Raw genomic sequence first — 17,989 nt, 5'->3', positions numbered from 1 at the left:
GCCGCTTCGCTATGTTCGCCGCATGGAGCATTCCGACGGCGACAACGTCACCCAGCTGCTGCAGCGCTGGCAGGCCGGCGAAAGCGCGGCACTGGACCGCCTGCTGCCGCTGGTCTACGCGGACCTGCGCCGCATCGCCGCGGCGCAGCTGCGCCACAAGTCCGGCCATACCACCTTGCAGACCACGGCCCTGGTGCACGACGTACTGCTGCGCCTGCTGGAGCGTCCGGGCCTGCAACTGCACGACTCGGCCCACCTGTTCAACGCGGCCGCACGCATGATGCGCCAGCGCCTGGTCAGCCGCCTGCGCACCAGCATGAGCGGCAAGCATGGCGGCGGCTGGCGCCGCGACGATTTCGCCCAGGCGCTGGACCTGCCGATTCCCGAACACACCGACCTGGCCGAACTCGACCAGGCCCTGGGCGAACTCGAAGCCGCCGAGCCGCGCATGGCCCAGGTGGTGGAACTGCGCTATTTCGTCGGCCTGGAAATGGCCGAGATCGCGGCCTCGCTCGGCGTCACCCGGCGCACGGTGCAGCGCGACTGGGCCACGGCACAGGCATGGCTGCGCAGCCGCCTGGCCGGCTGAACGGTCCGCGCCATGGATGAGCGCACGCGCCGCGCCCTGGCCGTTGTGCGCGAGCTGCTGGATCTGGCGCCGGTGCAGCGCGCGGCGCATCTGGCCGCCGCCTGCGGCGACGACGCGGCGCTGCGGCGCGAAGTGGAAACCCTGTTCGCCCAGGCCGCGGCCATAGAAAGCAGCCTGGAGGCACCAGACGGTGAAGACGCCGGGAACGACGCCGCCGCCGACAGCGATGCCCTGATCGGCAGCCGCCTCGGCGCCTATCACATCCTCGAACGCCTGGGCCGCGGCGGCATGGGCGTGGTCTACAAGGCCGAGCGGCGCGAGGCGGATTTCCGCCAGCGCGTCGCGATCAAGCTGATCCGCCGCGGCCACGATTTCGACGAAGTGCAGGCACGCTTCCTGCGCGAGCGGCGCATCCTCGCGCGCCTGTCGCATCCCAATCTGGCGCGCTTCATCGACGGCGGCATTGCGCCCGATGGCCGGCCCTGGTTCGCGCTGGAATACGTGCAGGGCCGCAGCCTCACCGCCTGGTGCGACGCACGGCGGCTGGACCTGCACGCGCGCATCGCCCTGCTGCAGGACGTCTGCGCCGCGGTCGAATACGCGCATAGCCAGCTGGTCGTGCATCGCGATCTCAAGCCCGGCAACATCCTCGTCGACGACCAGGGCCAGGTGCGCCTGCTGGATTTCGGCATCGCCGGCCTGCTGCAGGGCGACGGCGACGATACCTGCCTCACCGGCGCCGGCGGCCGCCGCGCGCTGACGCCGCAGTACGCCGCGCCGGAGCAGTTCGGCGACGAGCCGGCCGGCGTCGCCGCCGACGTGTATTCGCTGGGCATGATCGGCTACGAACTGGTCACCGGCGTGCTGCCCTACGCGGTGCCGCGCCACGACGCCGTCGCCGCCGGGCGCATCGCCGGCAATGCGCCGTTCCTGCCGCCGGCCAGCGCGATCGCGCGCACCACCCAGGAAACCCCGCGCGACACGGCCCAGGCCGAACGCGCCGCGCGCCTGGCCGCGCGCGCGACCAGTGCGCGCGCGTTCCGCCGCCAGGTGCGCGGCGATCTCAGCCGCATCCTGGCGCGGGCGCTGGAGAAGGAGCCGGCGCGGCGCTATTCCAGCGTGCAGCGCCTGGCCGACGACCTGGCCGCCTGGCGCCAGGGCCGCGCCATCGCCGCACATCCGGGGGCGCGCGGCTATCGTCTCTATATGTTTCTGCGCCGCAACCGCGTCGCGGTCGCGCTGGCGGCCGTGGCGGCGCTGGCCCTGCTCGCCGGCATGGCCGCGGTAGTCGTGCAGGCCCGGCGCGTGGAAGAAGCCTCGCGCCGCGGCGCGGCGGTGCAGGATTTCCTCACCGGCCTGTTCGAGAACGCCGTGCCCGGCGCCGCCGCCGACCAGGTGCCGGATACGCGCGAACTGCTGGCCCGCGGCGCCGGCCGCGCGCGCAGCGAACTGGCGGCGCAGCCGCTGCTGCAGGCCGATCTGCTGCGCGTACTGGGCCGTATCCATGTGCAGCTGGCCCTGCACGACGAGGCCGAGCCGCTGCTGCGCGACGCGATACGCCTGTACGAACAGGCCGGCGCAACCGAAAACGGCGCACTGGCCGACAGCGTGTACGAACTGGCCTATCTGCAGCGCCGCCGCAACCGCTACGAAGAAGCACAGACGCTGCTGCAGCGCGGCCTGTCACTCAACGCCGGCCGCGACCTGGCCCTGGAGGCGCGCCTGCGCAATCTGCTCGGCGTGGTGCTGGCTCAGCGCAAGCGGGTCGACGAGGGCGTGGCCGAACTGCAGCAGGCGCTGCGCCTGCGGCGGCAGCTGGAACAGCCGCCGGGCAAGGAGGTGGCGATCAGTCTCAACGATCTGGGCACCACGCTGGGCGGTGCCGGCCGCGCGGCCGAAGCCCTGCCCTACTTGCGCGAAGCTGTCGCGCTCAACCGGCAATTGTTCGGACCGGCGCACGTAAACCTCAGCAACAGCCTGAGCAACCTGGGCGAGCCGCTGCGCAGCCTGGGCCGCCTGGATGAGGCCGAGGCCGCGCTGCGCGAATCGGTCGCCATCGACGCCAAGGTCTACCGCCAGCCCAATTCGGCCCAGGCGCGCCATCTGGCCAACCTGGCCCTGATCGCTCTGGTACGCGGCGACGGCGCCGCAGCCGAGGCGCCGCTGCGCGAAGCGCTGCGCCTGCGCCAGGCGATCTACCGCGAAGACGATCCGCAGATCGCGCAGATCCGCACCAACCTCGCCACCGCACTGGGCCTGCAACTGCGCTATGCGGAGGCCGCCGACATGGCCGCGCAGGCAATTGCCGCCTTCGACCAGGCCGCAGGCGACTGGCGCGGCGTCACTGCCGCGGCCTTGCAGACCCGCGCCGTCGCGCTGCGCCAGCTGGCGCGCGCCGACGAAGCCATCGCCGACGGCCGCCGCGCGCTGGCGCTGCTGCAGGCGGCGCGCGGCGAGGACTCCGCCGAAACCCAGCGCGCCCGCGGCGCGCTGGGCAAGAGCCTGCTGCTGGCCGGCCGCCGCGGCGAGGCCGCGCCGCTGCTGCGCACCGCGCTGGCGCGCAGCCGTGCACTGCTGCCGGCCGCACATCCCGATCTGATCGAGCGCGAGGCCAACGTGGCCGCGCTGGAAATGGCCAATGGCGACGACGCCGCGGCGCGCGCGCATTTCGAGGCGGCCCTGGCCATCGCCGTCGAGGGCGCCGCGCCCGGGCTGCCGGCCCTGCTCGAAGCCCGCCTGGGCCTGGCCGAATTGCTGGCGCGGCAGGGCGAAAAGGAAGCCAGCCACGCGCTGGCCGAACGGATACGCGAACCCATGCAGCAACGCCCGGCCGGCGATGCGCTGCGGAAGCGCTGGGAGGCTTTGCCCGGCGCGAAGCACGAGTCCTGAGCCGGGCCGGCAGCGCTGTCGCGCGCGCCGGCTTCATGCGATGGCGTTCCTGCGCCACCGCGGAACCGGCCATCTTCTCAGCCCGCTACGGCACGGCCGACACGCCGCCCCGTTGAAAAATCGCGGCTTCCTGCACCGCGCCCGCGTCGGACGCGGTGCAGGAAGCGCCGGCCTCAGCGCGCGACGCCCATTTCCTTGAGCAGGTTCTGCGCGCCGTCGATCTTGTCCATGATCCAGAGCATGTAGCGCACATCGACCTGGATGGAGCGGGTCAAGCCGGTGTCGAAGATCCAGTCTGCGCTGACGCTGTCCCAGTTGCCGTCGAAGGCGAGACCGACCAGGCGGCCCTTGGCGTCCAAGGCCGGCGAGCCGGAATTGCCGCCGGTGATGTCGAGATCGGCGAGGAAATTCACCGGCAGCGCGCCGCGCGCATCGGCGTAGCTGCCGTAATCGCGCGCGACCAGGGCCTGGTATTCCTTCTCCGGCGTGTCGAACGGATCCTCGCCGGTGGTCTTGGCCACGATGCCGTCGCCGGTGGTGAACGGGGTGAATTCCACGCCGTCCTTGCGGAAACCCTGCACCTGGCCGAAGGTCACGCGCAGCGAGCTGTTCGCATCCGGATATACCGGCTGGTTCAGCGACTGGTTGTAGGCAATCATGGCCTGCATGTAGCGCGGACGCAGGCGCAGTTCGTCGCCGGTGCGCTGCTTGCGCGCCTTCTCGATGGCGAGCAGGTCGGGCATCAGCGCGACCATGAACTTCAGGCCGGTGTCCTGCGCCGCCTCGATTTCCGCCTGCTTGGCGCCGAACCACTTCAGGCGCTGCTGCACATCCATCAGCGACGTACCCGCATACAGCGCGGCCACCTTCTGCTGCAGCGCCGCGTCGTCATCCGCCGCTGCGCCCAGCCAGGTATCCAGCGCGGCAATGCGCTGCCCGGCCGGCAGCTTGACGTAGCCGCGCAGGAAATGGGTCAGCAGGCGCTGGTCCACGGCCGGGTCCATGCGCCGTTCCAGCTGGCGCAGGCTGCCTTCGAGCTTGGCCTCGTCGCGGGTCTGGAAGCCGGCTTCGCGCTGCAGTTCCGGCTTGCCGCGTTCCAGCGCGGTGCGATAGATGTTGTAGCTCGCACTGAACAGACCCGTGCGCTGGAAATAGGTCAGCAACAGGTCGCGCTCGCGCACGCTGCGCTGCTGCGCCAGCACGCCGCGCAGCGCGGCGATGTCGCCGGCCAGCGCGGCGGTGGCGGCGTCCTGCCGGCCCAGCCACTGCAGCAGCGCCTCTTCCTTGCCGCGCTTGTAGCTGACCGCCCGGGCCTTGGCCAGGCCTTCGAGCTGGCCGCGGAAATTCTTCAGATAATTGTTGAAACTGGCCACGCTGCTGGCGTACTTCACCGCGACCGCCGGGTCCTTGGCGCCGGCCGCGTTGATCAGTTCGAGGATCTCGGTATACCAGCGGATATTGGTCGGGTACTGCCACTGGATCGCGTCGCCGACTTCCTCGGCCAGACGATAGCGGTTGGTGCGGCCGGGATAGCCGGCCACCATGACGAAATCGCCGGCCTTCAGGCCTTCGGCGTTGACCGGCAGGAAATGCCTGGGCTTGAACGGCACATTGTCCTTGGCATACGGCTTGGAGCTGCCATCCTTGCCCACGTAGGCGCGCAGGAAGCTGAAATCGCCGGTATGGCGCGGCCACATCCAGTTGTCCACATCGCCGCCGAACTTGCCGATGGCGCCGGGCGGCGCATACACCAGGCGCACATCCTTGATCTCGCGCTGGCGCACCAGCTGGAAGCTGTAGCCGCCGTGGAAGGTGTATACCTCGCACTTCACGCCGGGTTTTTCACATTTGGCCACGGCCTGCTTCTGCGCCTTGTCGATGGCTTGGTAGCGTTCCAGCCCACCCAGTTTGGGATCGAGCTTGCCGGTGATCTCGCGGGTGATGTCGCGGATCTCGTCGGTGACATAGACGCGCTGGTTGGGATCGCCGGGCAGTTCCTCGGCCTGGCTGCGGGCGAGGAAGCCGTTCCTGATGAGGTTGTTGTCGGCGGTGGAGTTGTACTGGATCGCGCCGTAGGCGCAGTGGTGATTGGTGACGACCAGGCCTTCGGGCGACACGAACGAGGCAGTGCAGCCGCCGATGCTGACCACCGCGCCCATGGTCGGGCCGGTCAGGTCGGTGAGCTGGGCGGGATCCAGCTGCAGGCCGCGCGCCGTGAGCTGGGCGGCGATGCTGGGCAGCTGGGCAGGCTGCCACATGCCCTCATCGGCCTGGACGGCAGCCGCGAAACCCGCGGCCAGGGCGGTGACGAGCAAGCGTTGCATGTACATGGAGACCCCATAGGCTGGACTTAACGTTTTGTTATGCCGCAGCCCCGCCCACCCGGCCAGCGCCGGAAGTCATGCCGGCCCCGGCGCGTGCCGGGCATGCGAAACTCCGTACCCATGGATCCGCTCTCTGAATTGGCCGCCAGGCTGCGGCAGGCGCGGCACGTGCTGGTGCTGACCGGCGCCGGTGTCTCGGCCGAATCCGGCATCGCCACCTTCCGCGACGCCCAGACCGGCCTGTGGGCGCGCTACCGCGCCGAAGACCTGGCCACGCCCGAAGGCTTCCGCCGCGATCCGGCCCTGGTCTGGCGCTGGTACCAGGCGCGCCGCGCGCAGATCGCCGCCGCGGCGCCGAATCCGGCCCATCACGCCCTGGCCGCCCTCGCCGCGCAGACCAGGCTGAGCCTGGTCACGCAGAACGTGGACGACCTGCACCAGCGCGCCGGCTCGCCGGCCGTTATCTGCCTGCACGGCGCGATCATGCGCAGCATCTGCTCGGTCACGCGCCTGCCCATCAGCGCGCAATGGCTGGCCGCGCATCCGGGCGAACCGCCGCCTTCGCCGCATCACGCGCAGGGCCTGGCCCGGCCGGGCGTGGTCTGGTTCGGCGAGAACCTGCCGCAGGAAGCGCTGGACCTCGCCGAAGCCGCGGCGCGCGACTGCGACCTGGTCCTCGCCGTAGGCACCTCGGCCCTGGTCTATCCGGCCGCCGGCCTGCCGGAACTGGCCAAACGCCAGGGCGCCTGCTTTGCCGAGATCAACCTCGAAGCCACGCCGTTGACCCGGCGCGCCGATATCGTCCTGCGCCAGCCCGCCGGCGTCGCCCTGCCGGCCCTGCTGGCCGCGGCCTGGCCGCCGGAGCACGCCGCATGAAATCCGCAAGATTGTTTCCTTTTTCACTTTGCGCGGCGCTGGCCGGCTGCACCGCCGCGCCGGTGATCGTGGCGCCGGCGGGGCTCAGCCCCGCCCTGCCCTACGAAGTCGCCGCCGAGCCCGGGCGCCACAACGGCGCCGAGGTGATCTGGGGCGGCATGATCCTGGCGCTGGAGAACCGCGAAAACGGCACCGAGGTCACCATCCTGGCTTATCCGCTGGACCGCGCCCAGCGTCCGCTGCCCGAGGCCGGCTCGCTGGGCCGCTTCATCATCCTGCTGCCCGGCTATGTGGAACGCCACGACTATCCCGACGGCCTGTTCGTCAGCCTGTCGGGCCGCATCGCCGGCACCCGCACCGGCCAGGTGGGCGAACACGCCTACGTGTTCCCGCTGGTCGAGGCCGCCCATGTGCACCGCTGGCCCAGCGGCTACCAGTTCGACCGCGTGCAGTGGCACATCGGTGTGGGCGTAGGCATACGTTGAAGCCGGACTCGGGATTGCGGATTCGGGATTCGCAAAGCCGCGTTTCGCTCTTGCGAATCGCGAATCCCGAATAACGAATCTCAGTCCTTCACATCCGGCTCGAAGAAGCACCAGCGCACTTCCGGGAACTGCGCCCGCAGCGCCGCTTCCACGCGGTTGATGTCGTCGATCAGGTCGCGCGGCGACAGGTAGCGCGCCATTTCCGCCTTGACCGCGACCATCACGTCCGGGCCCAGCTGCAGGGTCAGCAGGTTGTAGACCTGCTTGACCTCCTCGCGCTCGTTGAGCAGCTTGAGCATGGCTTCCTTGGTACGCGGCTCCACACCCTGGCCGATCAGCAGCGCCTTGACCTCGATCGCGATGAACACCGCAATCACGATCAGCAGCACGCCGATGCCGATGGAGCCGATGGCGTCGTACATGGGATTGCCGGTGACCATGGTCAGCAGCACCGCGGCCAGCGCGAACACCAGACCGAGCAGCGCGGCCAGATCCTCGCCGAAAATCACGATCAGCTCGCTCTGGCGGCTGTCGCGGAACCAGCGCCACAGGCTCTGGCTGCCGCGCGCCTTGTTCACCTCGACCAGGCAGCCCCACATGGAAAAGGCCTCGGCGATGATGCCGAAGGTCAGCACGCCGACCGCCAGCCAGGCCCATTTCAGCGGCTCGGGATGCTGCAGCTTGTGCATGCCTTCGTAGATGGAAAACATGCCGCCGACGCTGAAGAGCATCAGTGCGACCAGGAAGGACCAGAAATAGATCGCCTTGCCGAAGCCCAGCGGGAAATCCGGCGAAGGCGGCGCCTTGGCGCGCTTGAGGCCCAGCAGCAGCAGGCCCTGGTTGCCGCAGTCGGCCAGCGAGTGCACCGCCTCGGCCAGCATGGAGCCGGATCCGGTAATGATGGCTGCGACCAGCTTGGCGACGAAGATCGCGAAGTTGGCGCCCAGCGCATAGAAAATGGTTTTTACCGAATCCGCTTTACCGGCCATACCCCGACTCCCTGCTGACACCATGTTGGCAGGGGGCGGAGTCTATCATCGCCTCCAGCAGGGCCTGAACACGGTCCCGCGTCCGGGTGCCGCGGCGCAGCGGCCGCCGGCGCAAACCCGCCCGCCTCCCGTCCATCCGTTTTCCGTCCAGACCAGGAGATACCGCATGAGCACACCTGTCATCCGCCGCAGCACGCCGGTGCTGTTCGTCCAGGCCATAGAACCCAGCCTGGATTTCTGGCGCGACCGTCTCGGCTTCCAGCTCACCGTCGAAGTGCCGGAAGGCGATGCGCTGGGTTTCGTGATCCTGCAGAAGGATTCGGTCGAGGTGATGCTGCAGACCGTGGCCTCGGTCGAGAGCGACGCGCCCACCCATGCGCAGCATTTCCACGGCGACAAGACCTGGCTTTTCGTCGAGGTCGAGGACATAGACAAGACCGCCGCCGCGCTCGAAGGCTGCGAGATCGTGCTGCAGCGGCGCACCACGTTCTACGGCGCCGTCGAGATCGGCTACCGCGAACCGGGCGGGCACTTCGTCACCTTCGCCCAGTTCGCGCGCTGACGCCGCTCAGGCCTGGCTCAGCAGGAACCGCGCCTTGGGCGCCAGCGCGCTGCCGGGGCAATGCCGCACGATCAGGTCCAGCCGCGCGCGCCATTCGGCCGAACCTTCGCGCGCGCGCTGGGCCAGCTGCCAGCACAGTTCGGCCAGGCCGGGCTGGTCCGGCGCGCGGGCGGCCAGTTCGCCCAGCAGCTGGTCCGCCTCGGCCTGGGCACCGATACGGAACCAGGCCCGCGCCAGTTGCAGCTGCTGTGCCGGTTCCAGCGCCAGGCCCTGGGGCTCGACCTTGCGGAAATCATCCAGCACGCTCTTGACCTTGTGCACCGTCGCCGCGTCGACCAGCGGCAGTTCGAGCACACGCTTCACCGCCTCGCGCAGTGCCGCGGGCTGGCGCGCATAACGCGCGCAGCGGTACAGCGCGACGCGCACATCCAGCGACGGCGGGCCGGCCTGGTCCAGTTCCTCCAGCAGCTTGCGCGCCTGCACCACTTCCAGCTTGCCCAGGTGGCCGTGGGCGAGCTTGAGCGTGTCGGCATGGGCCTGGGCGGCGTCGGCCTTGACGTCTTCATCCAGGAAGTCGCGCCGCTCCCAGCCCAGCGCGCGCACGCCCCAGGCCAGCAGGGCGCCGCTCATGATGCCGCCGGCATGGGCGTCGAAGCCCACGCCGGCATCGCCGTTGGCGAGCAGGTTGAACAGCTCCCAGCCCAGCCAGAATGGCAGCAGCCACAGCGCGGTGATGCGGGAATAATCGAACACCACGAAGGCCCACCAGAACACGCGCACCTTGCGCAGGCCCCACAGCACGCAATAGGCGCCCATCAGTGCGGCGATGGCGCCGGAAGCGCCGAGCATGGCGCCGCTGTCGCCCCAGCGCCACCACAGCGAAAACAGCGAACCGCCCACGCCGCCGAGCAGATACACCGCCAGGAACAGCCCCGGCCCCAGCGCGCCTTCGACCAGCAACCCCAGCAACACCAGGAACAGCATGTTGCCGAACAGATGACCGAAATCCCCATGCAGGAACATCGCACTGAACAGGCGCGCGGGTTCCAGCTCCGAGTAGTGCAGCACATGCCGGTCCTCGAAGCGCAGGCTCCACAGGCGGTCGAACTCGCTCCGCGCCGGTTTCCACTGCGCGTAGCGCTCATCCGCCGGCGTTATCAGGCGGTCGCCGCGCAGCTCGGCGAGGAAGGCAGCATCGTGCTGGATCAGATAGCCGACCAGGCCGGAGCCCTCGTCCCCCAGTCGCGCGAGCATTTCCTCGCGCCGCTTGTCCGGGTGCTGCTGCAGCCATTGCTGGTACAGCGGCATTTCCACCCGTCCCAACCCGGTCTGGCCGTAGTAGGTCATGGCCTTTTCGGCAAGCGCATCGTCCGGCCCCTGCAGGAACAGGAAGACGAAGACGTTGGCCAGCACCAGGGCGATGGTCGCGAACGGGAAATTCGCCCGGCTGAACGGGCGGTGCAGCGGCAGGATGAGCAAGTGGATTCCCCCGGGAACGGGCGGATTCTACGCGCAACGCCGCCGCGGCGCGGCGTTGCATTCGGCCCCGGCAGGCTCCTACTCTCCGCTCCCCGTTCCGGAGAGAAACGTCATGGGACGCTGGCGCCCGCCGCAAGCCGCCTCCACCGCCCTGATCACGCGCGAAGGCCATGAACGACTCAAGGCCGAGCTGGATCACCTCTGGCGCGAACGCCGCCCGGAAGTGGTGCGCGCCCTGGCCGCCGCCGCGGCCGAGGGCGACCGCTCGGAGAACGCCGAGTACACCTATCGCAAAAAGCAACTCGGCGAGATCGACCGGCGCGTGCGCTACCTGGGCAAGCGCCTGGAATCCCTGCGCATAGCCCCGCCCGCCCCCAGCGACCGCGGCGCGATCTACTTCGGCGCCTGGATCACGCTGGAGGACCAGGCCGGCCGCGAGCAGCGCCTGCGCATCGTAGGTCCGGACGAGACCGACGCGCCCAGGGGCTGGATCAGCATTGACTCCCCGCTCGCCCGCGCCGCGCTGAAGAAGCGCGTCGACGACGAGTTCGGCGCGGAGCTGCCGGGCGGCCGCATGAGCTATGTCGTGCTCGCCATCGACTACGACGAGGCCGGCTGAGCGCATCCACGCCTGACTCCGCAATCACGCCGCGCCAACGCCGCGCGGCGCAGCGTATGCAGCCGACCGGCCGCGCCTGTGCCGTGCGGCCGCGTCTCCCGCCGTCCGCGACGCCAGGAGCACGCTCATGAAAAACTATAAATTGGCAATCCTGCACATGCTGCTCGCACTGCCGGCCGCCGCCGCGCAGGCCCAGGACATGCCGGCCGGCTACGGCCCGGATCCGGAATTGCCCGAGCCCGACCGCTCCCTGATCCCCGTGGTGGACATCGCCCCGGCCACCGGCTGGTCGGGCGAGGCCAAGCCCCGCGCCGCCGCCGGCCTGAGCGTGCAGGCCTTCGCCCGCGGCCTGGACCATCCGCGCTGGCTGTACGTGCTGCCCAACGGCGACGTGCTCGTGGCCGAGACCAACGCGCCGCCCGATTCGCGCGCGACCAAGGGCATCAAGGGCACGGTGATGAAATCCGCCTCGCAGAAGGCCGGCGCCGCCGTGCCCAGCCCCAACCGCATCACCCTGCTGCGCGATGCCGACGGCGACGGCACGGCCGAGCAGCGCAGCGTACTGCTGCAGGGCCTCAGCTCGCCCTTCGGCATGACCCTGGTCGACGGCAGCCTCTACGTCGCCAATGCGGATTCGCTGGTCCGCTACGCCTACCGCGCCGGCGAAACCCAGATCGGCGCGGCAGCGACGAAAGTGGCCGAGCTGCCGCACGGTCCCGGCCCGCTCAACCACCACTGGACCAAGAGCCTGCTCGCGAGCAAGGACGGCAAGTATCTGTACGTCGGCGTCGGTTCCAACAGCAACATCGCCGAAGGCGGCATCGACAAGGAAGGCGATCGCGCGCGCATCCTGCAGATAGACCGCGTCAGCGGCGAAACCCGGCCCTACGCCACCGGCCTGCGCAATCCCGTGGGCCTGGACTGGGAGCCGCACAGCGGCGCGCTCTGGGCCGTGGTCAACGAACGCGACGAGCTGGGCAACGACCTGGTGCCCGACTATCTGACCGCGGTGCGCGACGGTGCCTTCTACGGCTGGCCGTACAGCTATTTCGGCGCCCACGTGGACAAGCGCGTGGAACCGCAGCAGCCCGAACTGGTCGCCAAGACCGTGGTGCCGGACTACGCCCTGGGCGCGCATACCGCCTCGCTGGGCCTGGCCTTCAACGGCGACGGCCTGCTCGCCGCACCGTTCGGCGCCGGCGCCTTCATCGGCCAGCACGGCTCGTGGAACCGCAAGCCGCCCAGCGGCTACAAGGTTATTTTTGTGCCTTTTTCCAATGGAAAGCCCAGCGGCGTGCCGCGCGACGTGCTGGGCGGCTTCCTCGACGACAAAGGCAACGCCCAGGGCCGCCCGGTCGGCGTGGCGCTGGACCGCAAGGGCGCGCTGCTGGTGGCCGACGACGTGGGCAACGTGATCTGGCGGGTGACGCCGGCGGCGAAGTAACGGCGCCGTTCTCGCCTGAAAGAAATCGCCGCCTGCGCCGTTCCTATGCGGCGAACGGCGCGCCGTGCGCGCCCGCGGCAACGTGCCGCCGCCGATCCGGCCCAGACAGCGGGTGCTTGACACCGGATCGCGTGCGGCCCACTAGCCGGCTGCCGGTCGCGGCAACCGGCAGCGCCCGAATTCCGTGCCCCGCCGATCCGAGGATCACGCCATGCCCGAGCCCGATACCGCACCGCCCGCTCCTGCGCCGGATCATCCACGCCCGCCGGCCGCGGCCGGCGGCGGCGGATCCACTCCGCGCCCGCCACTGCTGCCGCTGCTGGGCATAGGCGCCATCGTGCTGAGCCTGGGCGCTGCGCTGGCCTGGGCCGCCGGCTGGACCGGCGGCCGCCTCACGGCGCAGCAGATGACCGACACCATCGAAGCCGGCGGCGGCAATCACCCCGGCTTCCGCCGCGCACACAGCAAAGGGGTCTGCGTCAGCGGCGTTTTCCGCGGCAACGGCGCGGCGCAGAAGCTCTCCACGGCGCGCGTGTTCGCCCAGACGGAAACGCCGGTGCTGGGCCGCCTGTCCATCGGCGGCGGCAGTCCGCAGGCGCCCGAGGCCAAGGCGCGCGTGCGCAGCCTGGCCCTGCTGCTGCGCAGCGACGACGGCCAGGAATGGCGCACGGCCATGAACAGTTTTCCGTTCTTCGTCGTCGCCACGCCCGAAGGTTTCCAGGCCCAGGCCGAAGCCAGCCTGCCCGACCCCGCCACCGGCAAACCCGATCCCGCGCGCCAGGCCGACTTCGCGCGGCGCTTTCCCGAAGCCCGCAAATTCCAGGAGTGGGCCAGGAGCGCGCCCTGGTCCAACAGCTGGGCCAATACGCCGTACAACGGCGTCAACGCCTTCCGCTTCCACGCCGCCGACGGCAGCGAACATTTCGTGCGCTGGTCATTCCGTCCGCAGGCCGCGTTCGAGCCGCTGAGCCCCGAACAGCGCGAACAGGCCGATGCGGATTTCCTGCAGCAGGATCTGGCCGCGCGTCTCGCCCAGGGCCCGCTGCGCTGGGATCTGGTGCTGACCGTCGCCGCGCCCGGCGATCCGGTCAACGATCCGTCCCAGCCCTGGCCCGAAGCGCGCGAGCAGATCGTCGCCGGCACGCTGACGCTGGACGCCAGCCAGCCCCAGGCCGGCGGCCCCTGCCGCGACATCAACTACGATCCGCTGATCCTCCCGCGCGGCATCAGCGCCTCGGACGATCCCGTCCTGGCCGCGCGCTCGGCCGTGTATGCGCATTCGTTCAACCGGCGCGAGCGCGAGATTGCCTTCGGCAGGACACAGGCGACCGCAACGGGAGCGCAGCAATGAGCACCGACGAAAGCACCGCCGCAGCGGCCGTGCACTCCATCCCTGCCGCATCGGCGCCGTCGTCTGCCCCCTCTGCACAGGGCGCCGCCGTTGCGGGCGCGCCGACGCAGCTTCCGGTACCCGCCCATTTCAACGCCGCCGCCCGCCTGCTGCATTGGCTGATGGCGCCGCTGATCCTGGCCATGCTGTTCGTCGGCGTCGCCATGATGGCCTCGGTGCACAACCGCCCCTGGATGGTGGACCTGCACCGGCCGCTGGGCATCGCCATCCTCGCGCTCGCCCTGCTGCGCCTGGGCAACCGCCTGCGCCATCCGCCGCCGCCGCTGCCGGCGGACCTGCCGCGCTGGCAGGCCCGCGCCGCCGTCGCCTCGCACTGGCTGCTGTATGCGCTGTTCATCGCCATGCCGCTGATCGGCTGGGCCATGCTGTCGGCCGGCGGCTATCCGGTGGAAATGATCGGCGGCTTGCATCTGCCGCCGCTGCTGCCGCAGGACGTCACGCTGTACGCCGTACTGCGCACGGCGCATGGCTGGCTGGCGAAACTGCTGTTCGCGACAGTGCTCTTGCACCTGGCCGCGGCGCTGTTCCACGCCTGGGTGCGGCGGGACGGCGTGTTTTCCAGCATGGCCAGGGGAAGGTCCGCGCCGGATTGAACGCAGTCCGCCGCCTTGCCGGAATCGAATCCACCGGAAATACAAAGCTGGAACTCGTCATTGCGCCGCCGACAGGCGCAGTCGCACGACGCTGCCCGACAACGCCACATCCTGATGGGAGATCACCACCAGCGAGGCCCCCGCCAGCCAGCCTTCGATGCCGGCGGCTACCTGCTGCCGGGTGGATTCGTCCAGGCCCTCGAACGGTTCGTCCAGCACGAACAGCGCCGCCGGGCGCAGCAAGGTGCGCGCCAGCGCCAGCCGGCGCGCCTCGCCGCCGGAAAGCCCGGCGCCGTATTCGCCGATCGGCGTATCCAGCCCCTGCGGCAGGCCGGCGAGAAATTCCTCCAGCGCCACCGCGCGCAGCACCGCGCGCAACCGCGCCTCGTCGGCGCCGGGATCGGCCAGGCGCAGGTTCTCTGCCAGCGACGCCGCGAACAGGTGCGGCCGCTGCGGCTGCAACGCCACGCGCTGGCGCAGCGAAGCTTCGTCGTAGTCGCGCAGATCGACGCCGTCCAGTTCGATCGCGCCGCTGTCGGCATCCATCAGCCGCGCCAGCAGCGCCGCCAGCGTGCTCTTGCCCGCGCCGCTGGGACCGCTGACGAGCAGGCGGCCGCCGGCCGGCAGCCGCAGGTCCGGCACGATCACGCCGCTGCGGCGGCCGGGATAGGTATAGCGCACGCCACGCAACTGCACGGCGCCGCAAGCGGCGGGCAGCGTGGCGGAATGCGCCGGTGCTGTGGCGACAGCGCCGGCGTGGGATCCCGACACCGGCGCAGACGCCGGCGAAAAATGCACCGCCGGCTCTTGCTGCAGCAAGGCGTCGATCCGCGCCGCCGCCGCACGCGCCCGGCCCCAGGCCAGCAGCGCGCCGCTGACCGGCGCCAGCGCTTCCAGCGCGGCCACCGCGGCGAGCACGGCCGCGGCCAGCAGCGGCGCCTGCGCGGTGGACTGCGGCCGCGCCACGGCGAGGAAACTCCAGGCGGCCATCCCGGCCAGCAGCACGACCAGGCTGATGCCGAATGATTCGCGCAGACGCTGCGCCAGCTCCGCGCGGATCACCGCGCGATCCTGCCGCTGCCACTGCGCGCGCCGCTGCGGCCAGGCGCCGCAAAGCAGCAGCGTGGTCAGGCCGCGCAGGACATCGACCAGATCCTCGCGCCGCTGCGCATAGCGCGCCACCAGCGCGGCGCCGTCGCGCCGGCTGCGCCGCGCGGCGAAGGCCGGCACCGCGACGGCGGCGGTCAGCAGGCACAGCGCCGCCGCCAGGCCGGCGTGCGCATCGACGAGCAGCAGGAACGCGAGCGTCAGCGACAGCACCAGCACCGCGCCCAGCAGCGGCAGGGCCGCGCGCAGCGGCGCCTGGGTCAGCAGTTCCACATCGGCCACGATGCGCTGCAGCAGGTCGCCGTCGGACCAGCGCCCCAGCGGCTCCGGCGCCAGCCGCGCCAGGCGCGCGTACAGCTCGCCGCGCAACTGCGCCATCAGGCCCAGCACCGCATCGTGCGCGACCAGGCGCTCGCCGTAGCGTCCGGCGGTGCGCGCCAGGGCGAGGAAACGGATGATGGCGCCGGGCCGGAAGATCTCGAACAGCGGCGCGGCGGCCAGTCCGGCCAGGGCCGTGGCGGTGATGAAGTGTCCGGAATAGGCCAGCAGCGCCAGCGCCGCGAGCAGCGCGCCGCTGCCCAGCAGCAGGGCCAGCGCCAGCCGCGGCCACTGCCGCCGCAGCAGACCGGCGAGATTGAAATTCTGCGGCAAAGTTGCTTTTTTCATATCCAACCCTGCCGCGCCGCCGGCACGCCGTCGTGACACAGGCGCCCGCGTTCCAGGCGCAATTCCCGCGCGATCCAGCGGCTTTCCGCCGGCGCATGACTGGCCAGCAGCACGGTGCGGCCGCGGCCGGCGGCCGCCAGTGTGCTGCGCAGTTCCTGCGCGGTTTCCGCATCCAGATGCGCCAGCGGTTCGTCCAGCAGCCACAGCCGCGCATCGCGCGCCAGCGCGCGGGCCAGGGCCAGGCGCTGCAACTGGCCGCCGGAAAGGCTGCCGTCCGCGGTGCCGGCCACGCTGTCCGCGCCCTGCGGCAGCGCGCGCACCACCGCGTCCAGGCCGGCCTGCCGCAGCGCAGCCCACAACCGGTCTTCGTCGCCGCGCTCCAGGCCCAGCAGCACGTTGTCGCGCAGCGCCAGACGGAACCATTCCGGGCGCTGTTCCAGCCAGCCCAGGCGGCGCCACCAGGTGGCGCGGTCCAGCGTGGCCAGGTCCTGGCCGTCGATGAGGATGCGCCCGCTGGTGGGCGCGATAAATCCGGCCAGCAGGGCCAGCACCGAGGTCTTGCCCGAGCCGCTGGGCCCGCGCAGCAGCACGTGCTCGCCGGCGCCGATGCGGAAGCTCACCTCGTACAGGCCGTGGCGGCCGTCGGGATAGCGCAGGCTGACGTGGTCGAATTCGATGCCCGGCGCGGCGGCCGCCGGCGTTGAATCGTAGCGACTGGTTTCAACGCCACCAGCGCGAGCCGGCGCGGAAGGGGCATCCGGTGCCGGCGTCTTGCGCTGCACCTTGCGCTCATCGGGCGCTGCGGGTTCCAGCGTTGCGGCCGATGCATCGGCCGCAGCAGTCCGCGCCCGCTCGGCCGGCATCGCTGCAGTCCGCTCCGATGCCATGGGCATCGGCTTCGCCGCCGAATCGTCCGGCGTCCCTGTGGCACTCGCCGGCGCCGCGTCCCGTTCCGCCGCCCTCGCCTGCAAACCCGCCAGGGCTTCCGCCGCGGCCAAGGCGTCGGCGCGGGCGTGGTAGTCGCTGCCGAGCTGGCGCAGCGGCGCGAAGAATTCCGGCGCCAGCAGCAGCAGAAACAGCGCGGTATCCAGGCGCAACGGCCGGCCGTAATGGCCTATGTCGATGCGTCCCAGCAGGGCCAGGCCCAGATACAGCGCGAGCATGGCGATGCTGACTGCGGCGAACAGCTCCAGTACCGCCGAAGACAGGAACGCCAGCCGCAGCACCGCCAGGCTGCGCTGGCGGAATTCCGCCGCAGTCGCCGCCAGGCGCTGCGCGCCGCGCTCGACCGCGCCGAGCAGGCGCAAGGTCGGCAGGCCGCGCACCAGATCCAGGAACTGGCCGCTGAGCCGCGCCAGCGCCGCGGCCTGGGCCTGGGCCGCCGCGGCCGCGCCCCAGCCGACCAGGGTCATGAACACGGGAATCAGGGGCGCGGTGACCGCGAGCAGCAGCGCCGCGAGCCAGCTCTGCGGCAGGGCCAGCAGCATCAGCAGCAACGGCACCAGCGCGGCGATATGGCGCTGTGGCAGATAGCGCGACACATAGCCGTCCAGCGCATCGACCTGCTCCAGCACCAGCGCCGCCAGCGCGCCGTCGTCACCGGCGCGCCTGCGCAGCGGACCCAGCCGCTGTAGCGCATCCAGCAACTCGCCGCGCACCTGTCCGCGCAACGCCACTGCGGCGCGCGCGCCGGCCCAGTCGCGCAGGGCGAGCAAGGCGCTGCGCAGCAGCAACAATAGCGGTATCAGCAGCAGCAGGCGCCAGTCCGGCGCCGCCGGCGGCCCCAGCCAGGCCGCGACCAGCGCGGCGACGGCGAAGGCGAAACCGGCAAAGGCCAGGCTCGCCGCCACGCCGGCGGCCACAGCCAGCAGGCTCCAGCGGCGCACGCCGGCGCAAACTCGATTCAACCAGGCCAGCGCAAGGGCCTGGCCTTCGGGGGTAGCGCTCATCCCACCT

General features: G+C 70.9%; 14 protein-coding genes. 9 read left to right on the top strand and 5 right to left on the bottom strand.

Annotation, left to right across the window (positions count from 1 at the left end):
- Window positions 1-22: 22 nt before the first annotated feature.
- Together NM961_RS19060 and NM961_RS19055 are read left to right on the top strand one after the other, a co-directional pair.
- Entirely contained in the window at window positions 23-589 is a 567-nt protein-coding gene (locus tag NM961_RS19060) for an ECF-type sigma factor (RefSeq protein ID WP_255916003.1), read from the top strand.
- A 12-nt stretch (window positions 590-601) separates the two neighbouring features.
- Entirely contained in the window at window positions 602-3,478 is a 2,877-nt protein-coding gene (locus tag NM961_RS19055) for a serine/threonine-protein kinase (protein ID WP_255916002.1), read from the top strand.
- A gap of 173 nt (window positions 3,479-3,651) precedes the next feature.
- Here the strand turns inward: NM961_RS19055 and NM961_RS19050 are convergent, their stop codons facing one another.
- On the bottom strand, window positions 3,652-5,808 hold the full coding sequence (locus NM961_RS19050) for a S46 family peptidase (protein WP_255916001.1): 2,157 nt from the start codon (window positions 5,806-5,808) through the stop codon (window positions 3,652-3,654).
- 114 nt (window positions 5,809-5,922) lie between these two features.
- Here NM961_RS19050 and NM961_RS19045 point away from each other — a divergent pair, with 114 nt between their 5' ends.
- Window positions 5,923-6,678: an SIR2 family NAD-dependent protein deacylase gene (locus NM961_RS19045; RefSeq protein ID WP_255916000.1), complete on the top strand. Its 756-nt coding sequence runs from the start codon at window positions 5,923-5,925 to the stop codon at window positions 6,676-6,678.
- Window positions 6,675-7,163 (top strand): Slp family lipoprotein, encoded by a 489-nt coding sequence (locus NM961_RS19040; RefSeq protein ID WP_255915999.1) that lies wholly within the window; start codon window positions 6,675-6,677, stop codon window positions 7,161-7,163. Before NM961_RS19045 ends, NM961_RS19040 begins: the two co-directional genes overlap by 4 nt.
- Window positions 7,164-7,243: 80 nt before the next feature.
- Here NM961_RS19040 and NM961_RS19035 read toward each other — a convergent pair whose 3' ends face one another.
- Window positions 7,244-8,152, bottom strand: a complete 909-nt coding sequence (locus NM961_RS19035; protein ID WP_255915998.1) for a cation diffusion facilitator family transporter — start codon at window positions 8,150-8,152, stop codon at window positions 7,244-7,246.
- 166 nt (window positions 8,153-8,318) lie between these two features.
- Here NM961_RS19035 and NM961_RS19030 point away from each other — a divergent pair, with 166 nt between their 5' ends.
- Entirely contained in the window at window positions 8,319-8,714 is a 396-nt protein-coding gene (locus NM961_RS19030) for a VOC family protein (RefSeq protein ID WP_255915997.1), read from the top strand.
- Window positions 8,715-8,720: 6 nt separating this feature from the next.
- On the opposite strand, the gene NM961_RS19025 is transcribed toward NM961_RS19030, so the two are convergent.
- On the bottom strand, window positions 8,721-10,193 hold the full coding sequence (locus tag NM961_RS19025; protein ID WP_255915996.1) for a rhomboid family intramembrane serine protease: 1,473 nt from the start codon (window positions 10,191-10,193) through the stop codon (window positions 8,721-8,723).
- 112 nt (window positions 10,194-10,305) lie between these two features.
- Here NM961_RS19025 and greB point away from each other — a divergent pair, with 112 nt between their 5' ends.
- The 4 genes from greB (at window position 10,306) to NM961_RS19005 (ending at window position 14,260) form a co-directional block, all read left to right on the top strand.
- Window positions 10,306-10,812, top strand: a complete 507-nt coding sequence (greB, locus tag NM961_RS19020; RefSeq protein WP_255915995.1) for a transcription elongation factor GreB — start codon at window positions 10,306-10,308, stop codon at window positions 10,810-10,812.
- Window positions 10,813-10,939: 127 nt separating this feature from the next.
- Window positions 10,940-12,256, top strand: a complete 1,317-nt coding sequence (locus NM961_RS19015; RefSeq protein ID WP_439334230.1) for a PQQ-dependent sugar dehydrogenase — start codon at window positions 10,940-10,942, stop codon at window positions 12,254-12,256.
- Window positions 12,257-12,467: 211 nt separating this feature from the next.
- A complete protein-coding gene (locus tag NM961_RS19010; protein WP_439334229.1) occupies window positions 12,468-13,607 on the top strand; it encodes a catalase family peroxidase in 1,140 nt (379 codons plus the stop codon).
- Entirely contained in the window at window positions 13,604-14,260 is a 657-nt protein-coding gene (locus tag NM961_RS19005) for a cytochrome b (protein WP_255915994.1), read from the top strand. Before NM961_RS19010 ends, NM961_RS19005 begins: the two co-directional genes overlap by 4 nt.
- A gap of 57 nt (window positions 14,261-14,317) precedes the next feature.
- On the opposite strand, the gene cydC is transcribed toward NM961_RS19005, so the two are convergent.
- A complete protein-coding gene (gene cydC / locus NM961_RS19000) occupies window positions 14,318-16,033 on the bottom strand; it encodes a thiol reductant ABC exporter subunit CydC (RefSeq protein ID WP_255915993.1) in 1,716 nt (571 codons plus the stop codon).
- Window positions 16,030-17,982 carry a thiol reductant ABC exporter subunit CydD gene (gene cydD / locus NM961_RS18995; protein WP_255915992.1) on the bottom strand — a complete coding sequence of 651 codons (1,953 nt, stop codon included), beginning with the start codon at window positions 17,980-17,982 and terminating at the stop codon, window positions 16,030-16,032. Before cydD ends, cydC begins: the two co-directional genes overlap by 4 nt.
- Window positions 17,983-17,989 lie beyond the last annotated feature (7 nt).

This window comes from Tahibacter harae, assembly GCF_024437735.1.
Classification (GTDB): Bacteria; Pseudomonadota; Gammaproteobacteria; order Xanthomonadales; family Rhodanobacteraceae; genus Tahibacter; species Tahibacter harae.
This window is presented reverse-complemented; position numbering and strand designations above follow the sequence as displayed.

What these genes read in the sequence shown, in the direction of transcription:
- NM961_RS19060 (WP_255916003.1), top strand. Translation starts at nt 23, where the DNA reads ATGGAGCATTCCGACGGCGACAACGTCACCCAGCTGCTGCAGCGCTGG.
- NM961_RS19055 (WP_255916002.1), top strand. Translation starts at nt 602, where the DNA reads ATGGATGAGCGCACGCGCCGCGCCCTGGCCGTTGTGCGCGAGCTGCTG.
- NM961_RS19050 (WP_255916001.1), bottom strand. Translation starts at nt 5,808, where the DNA reads ATGTACATGCAACGCTTGCTCGTCACCGCCCTGGCCGCGGGTTTCGCG.
- NM961_RS19045 (WP_255916000.1), top strand. Translation starts at nt 5,923, where the DNA reads ATGGATCCGCTCTCTGAATTGGCCGCCAGGCTGCGGCAGGCGCGGCAC.
- NM961_RS19040 (WP_255915999.1), top strand. Translation starts at nt 6,675, where the DNA reads ATGAAATCCGCAAGATTGTTTCCTTTTTCACTTTGCGCGGCGCTGGCC.
- NM961_RS19035 (WP_255915998.1), bottom strand. Translation starts at nt 8,152, where the DNA reads ATGGCCGGTAAAGCGGATTCGGTAAAAACCATTTTCTATGCGCTGGGC.
- NM961_RS19030 (WP_255915997.1), top strand. Translation starts at nt 8,319, where the DNA reads ATGAGCACACCTGTCATCCGCCGCAGCACGCCGGTGCTGTTCGTCCAG.
- greB (WP_255915995.1), top strand. Translation starts at nt 10,306, where the DNA reads ATGGGACGCTGGCGCCCGCCGCAAGCCGCCTCCACCGCCCTGATCACG.
- NM961_RS19015 (WP_439334230.1), top strand. Translation starts at nt 10,940, where the DNA reads ATGAAAAACTATAAATTGGCAATCCTGCACATGCTGCTCGCACTGCCG.
- NM961_RS19010 (WP_439334229.1), top strand. Translation starts at nt 12,468, where the DNA reads ATGCCCGAGCCCGATACCGCACCGCCCGCTCCTGCGCCGGATCATCCA.
- NM961_RS19005 (WP_255915994.1), top strand. Translation starts at nt 13,604, where the DNA reads ATGAGCACCGACGAAAGCACCGCCGCAGCGGCCGTGCACTCCATCCCT.
- cydC (WP_255915993.1), bottom strand. Translation starts at nt 16,033, where the DNA reads ATGAAAAAAGCAACTTTGCCGCAGAATTTCAATCTCGCCGGTCTGCTG.
- cydD (WP_255915992.1), bottom strand. Translation starts at nt 17,982, where the DNA reads ATGAGCGCTACCCCCGAAGGCCAGGCCCTTGCGCTGGCCTGGTTGAAT.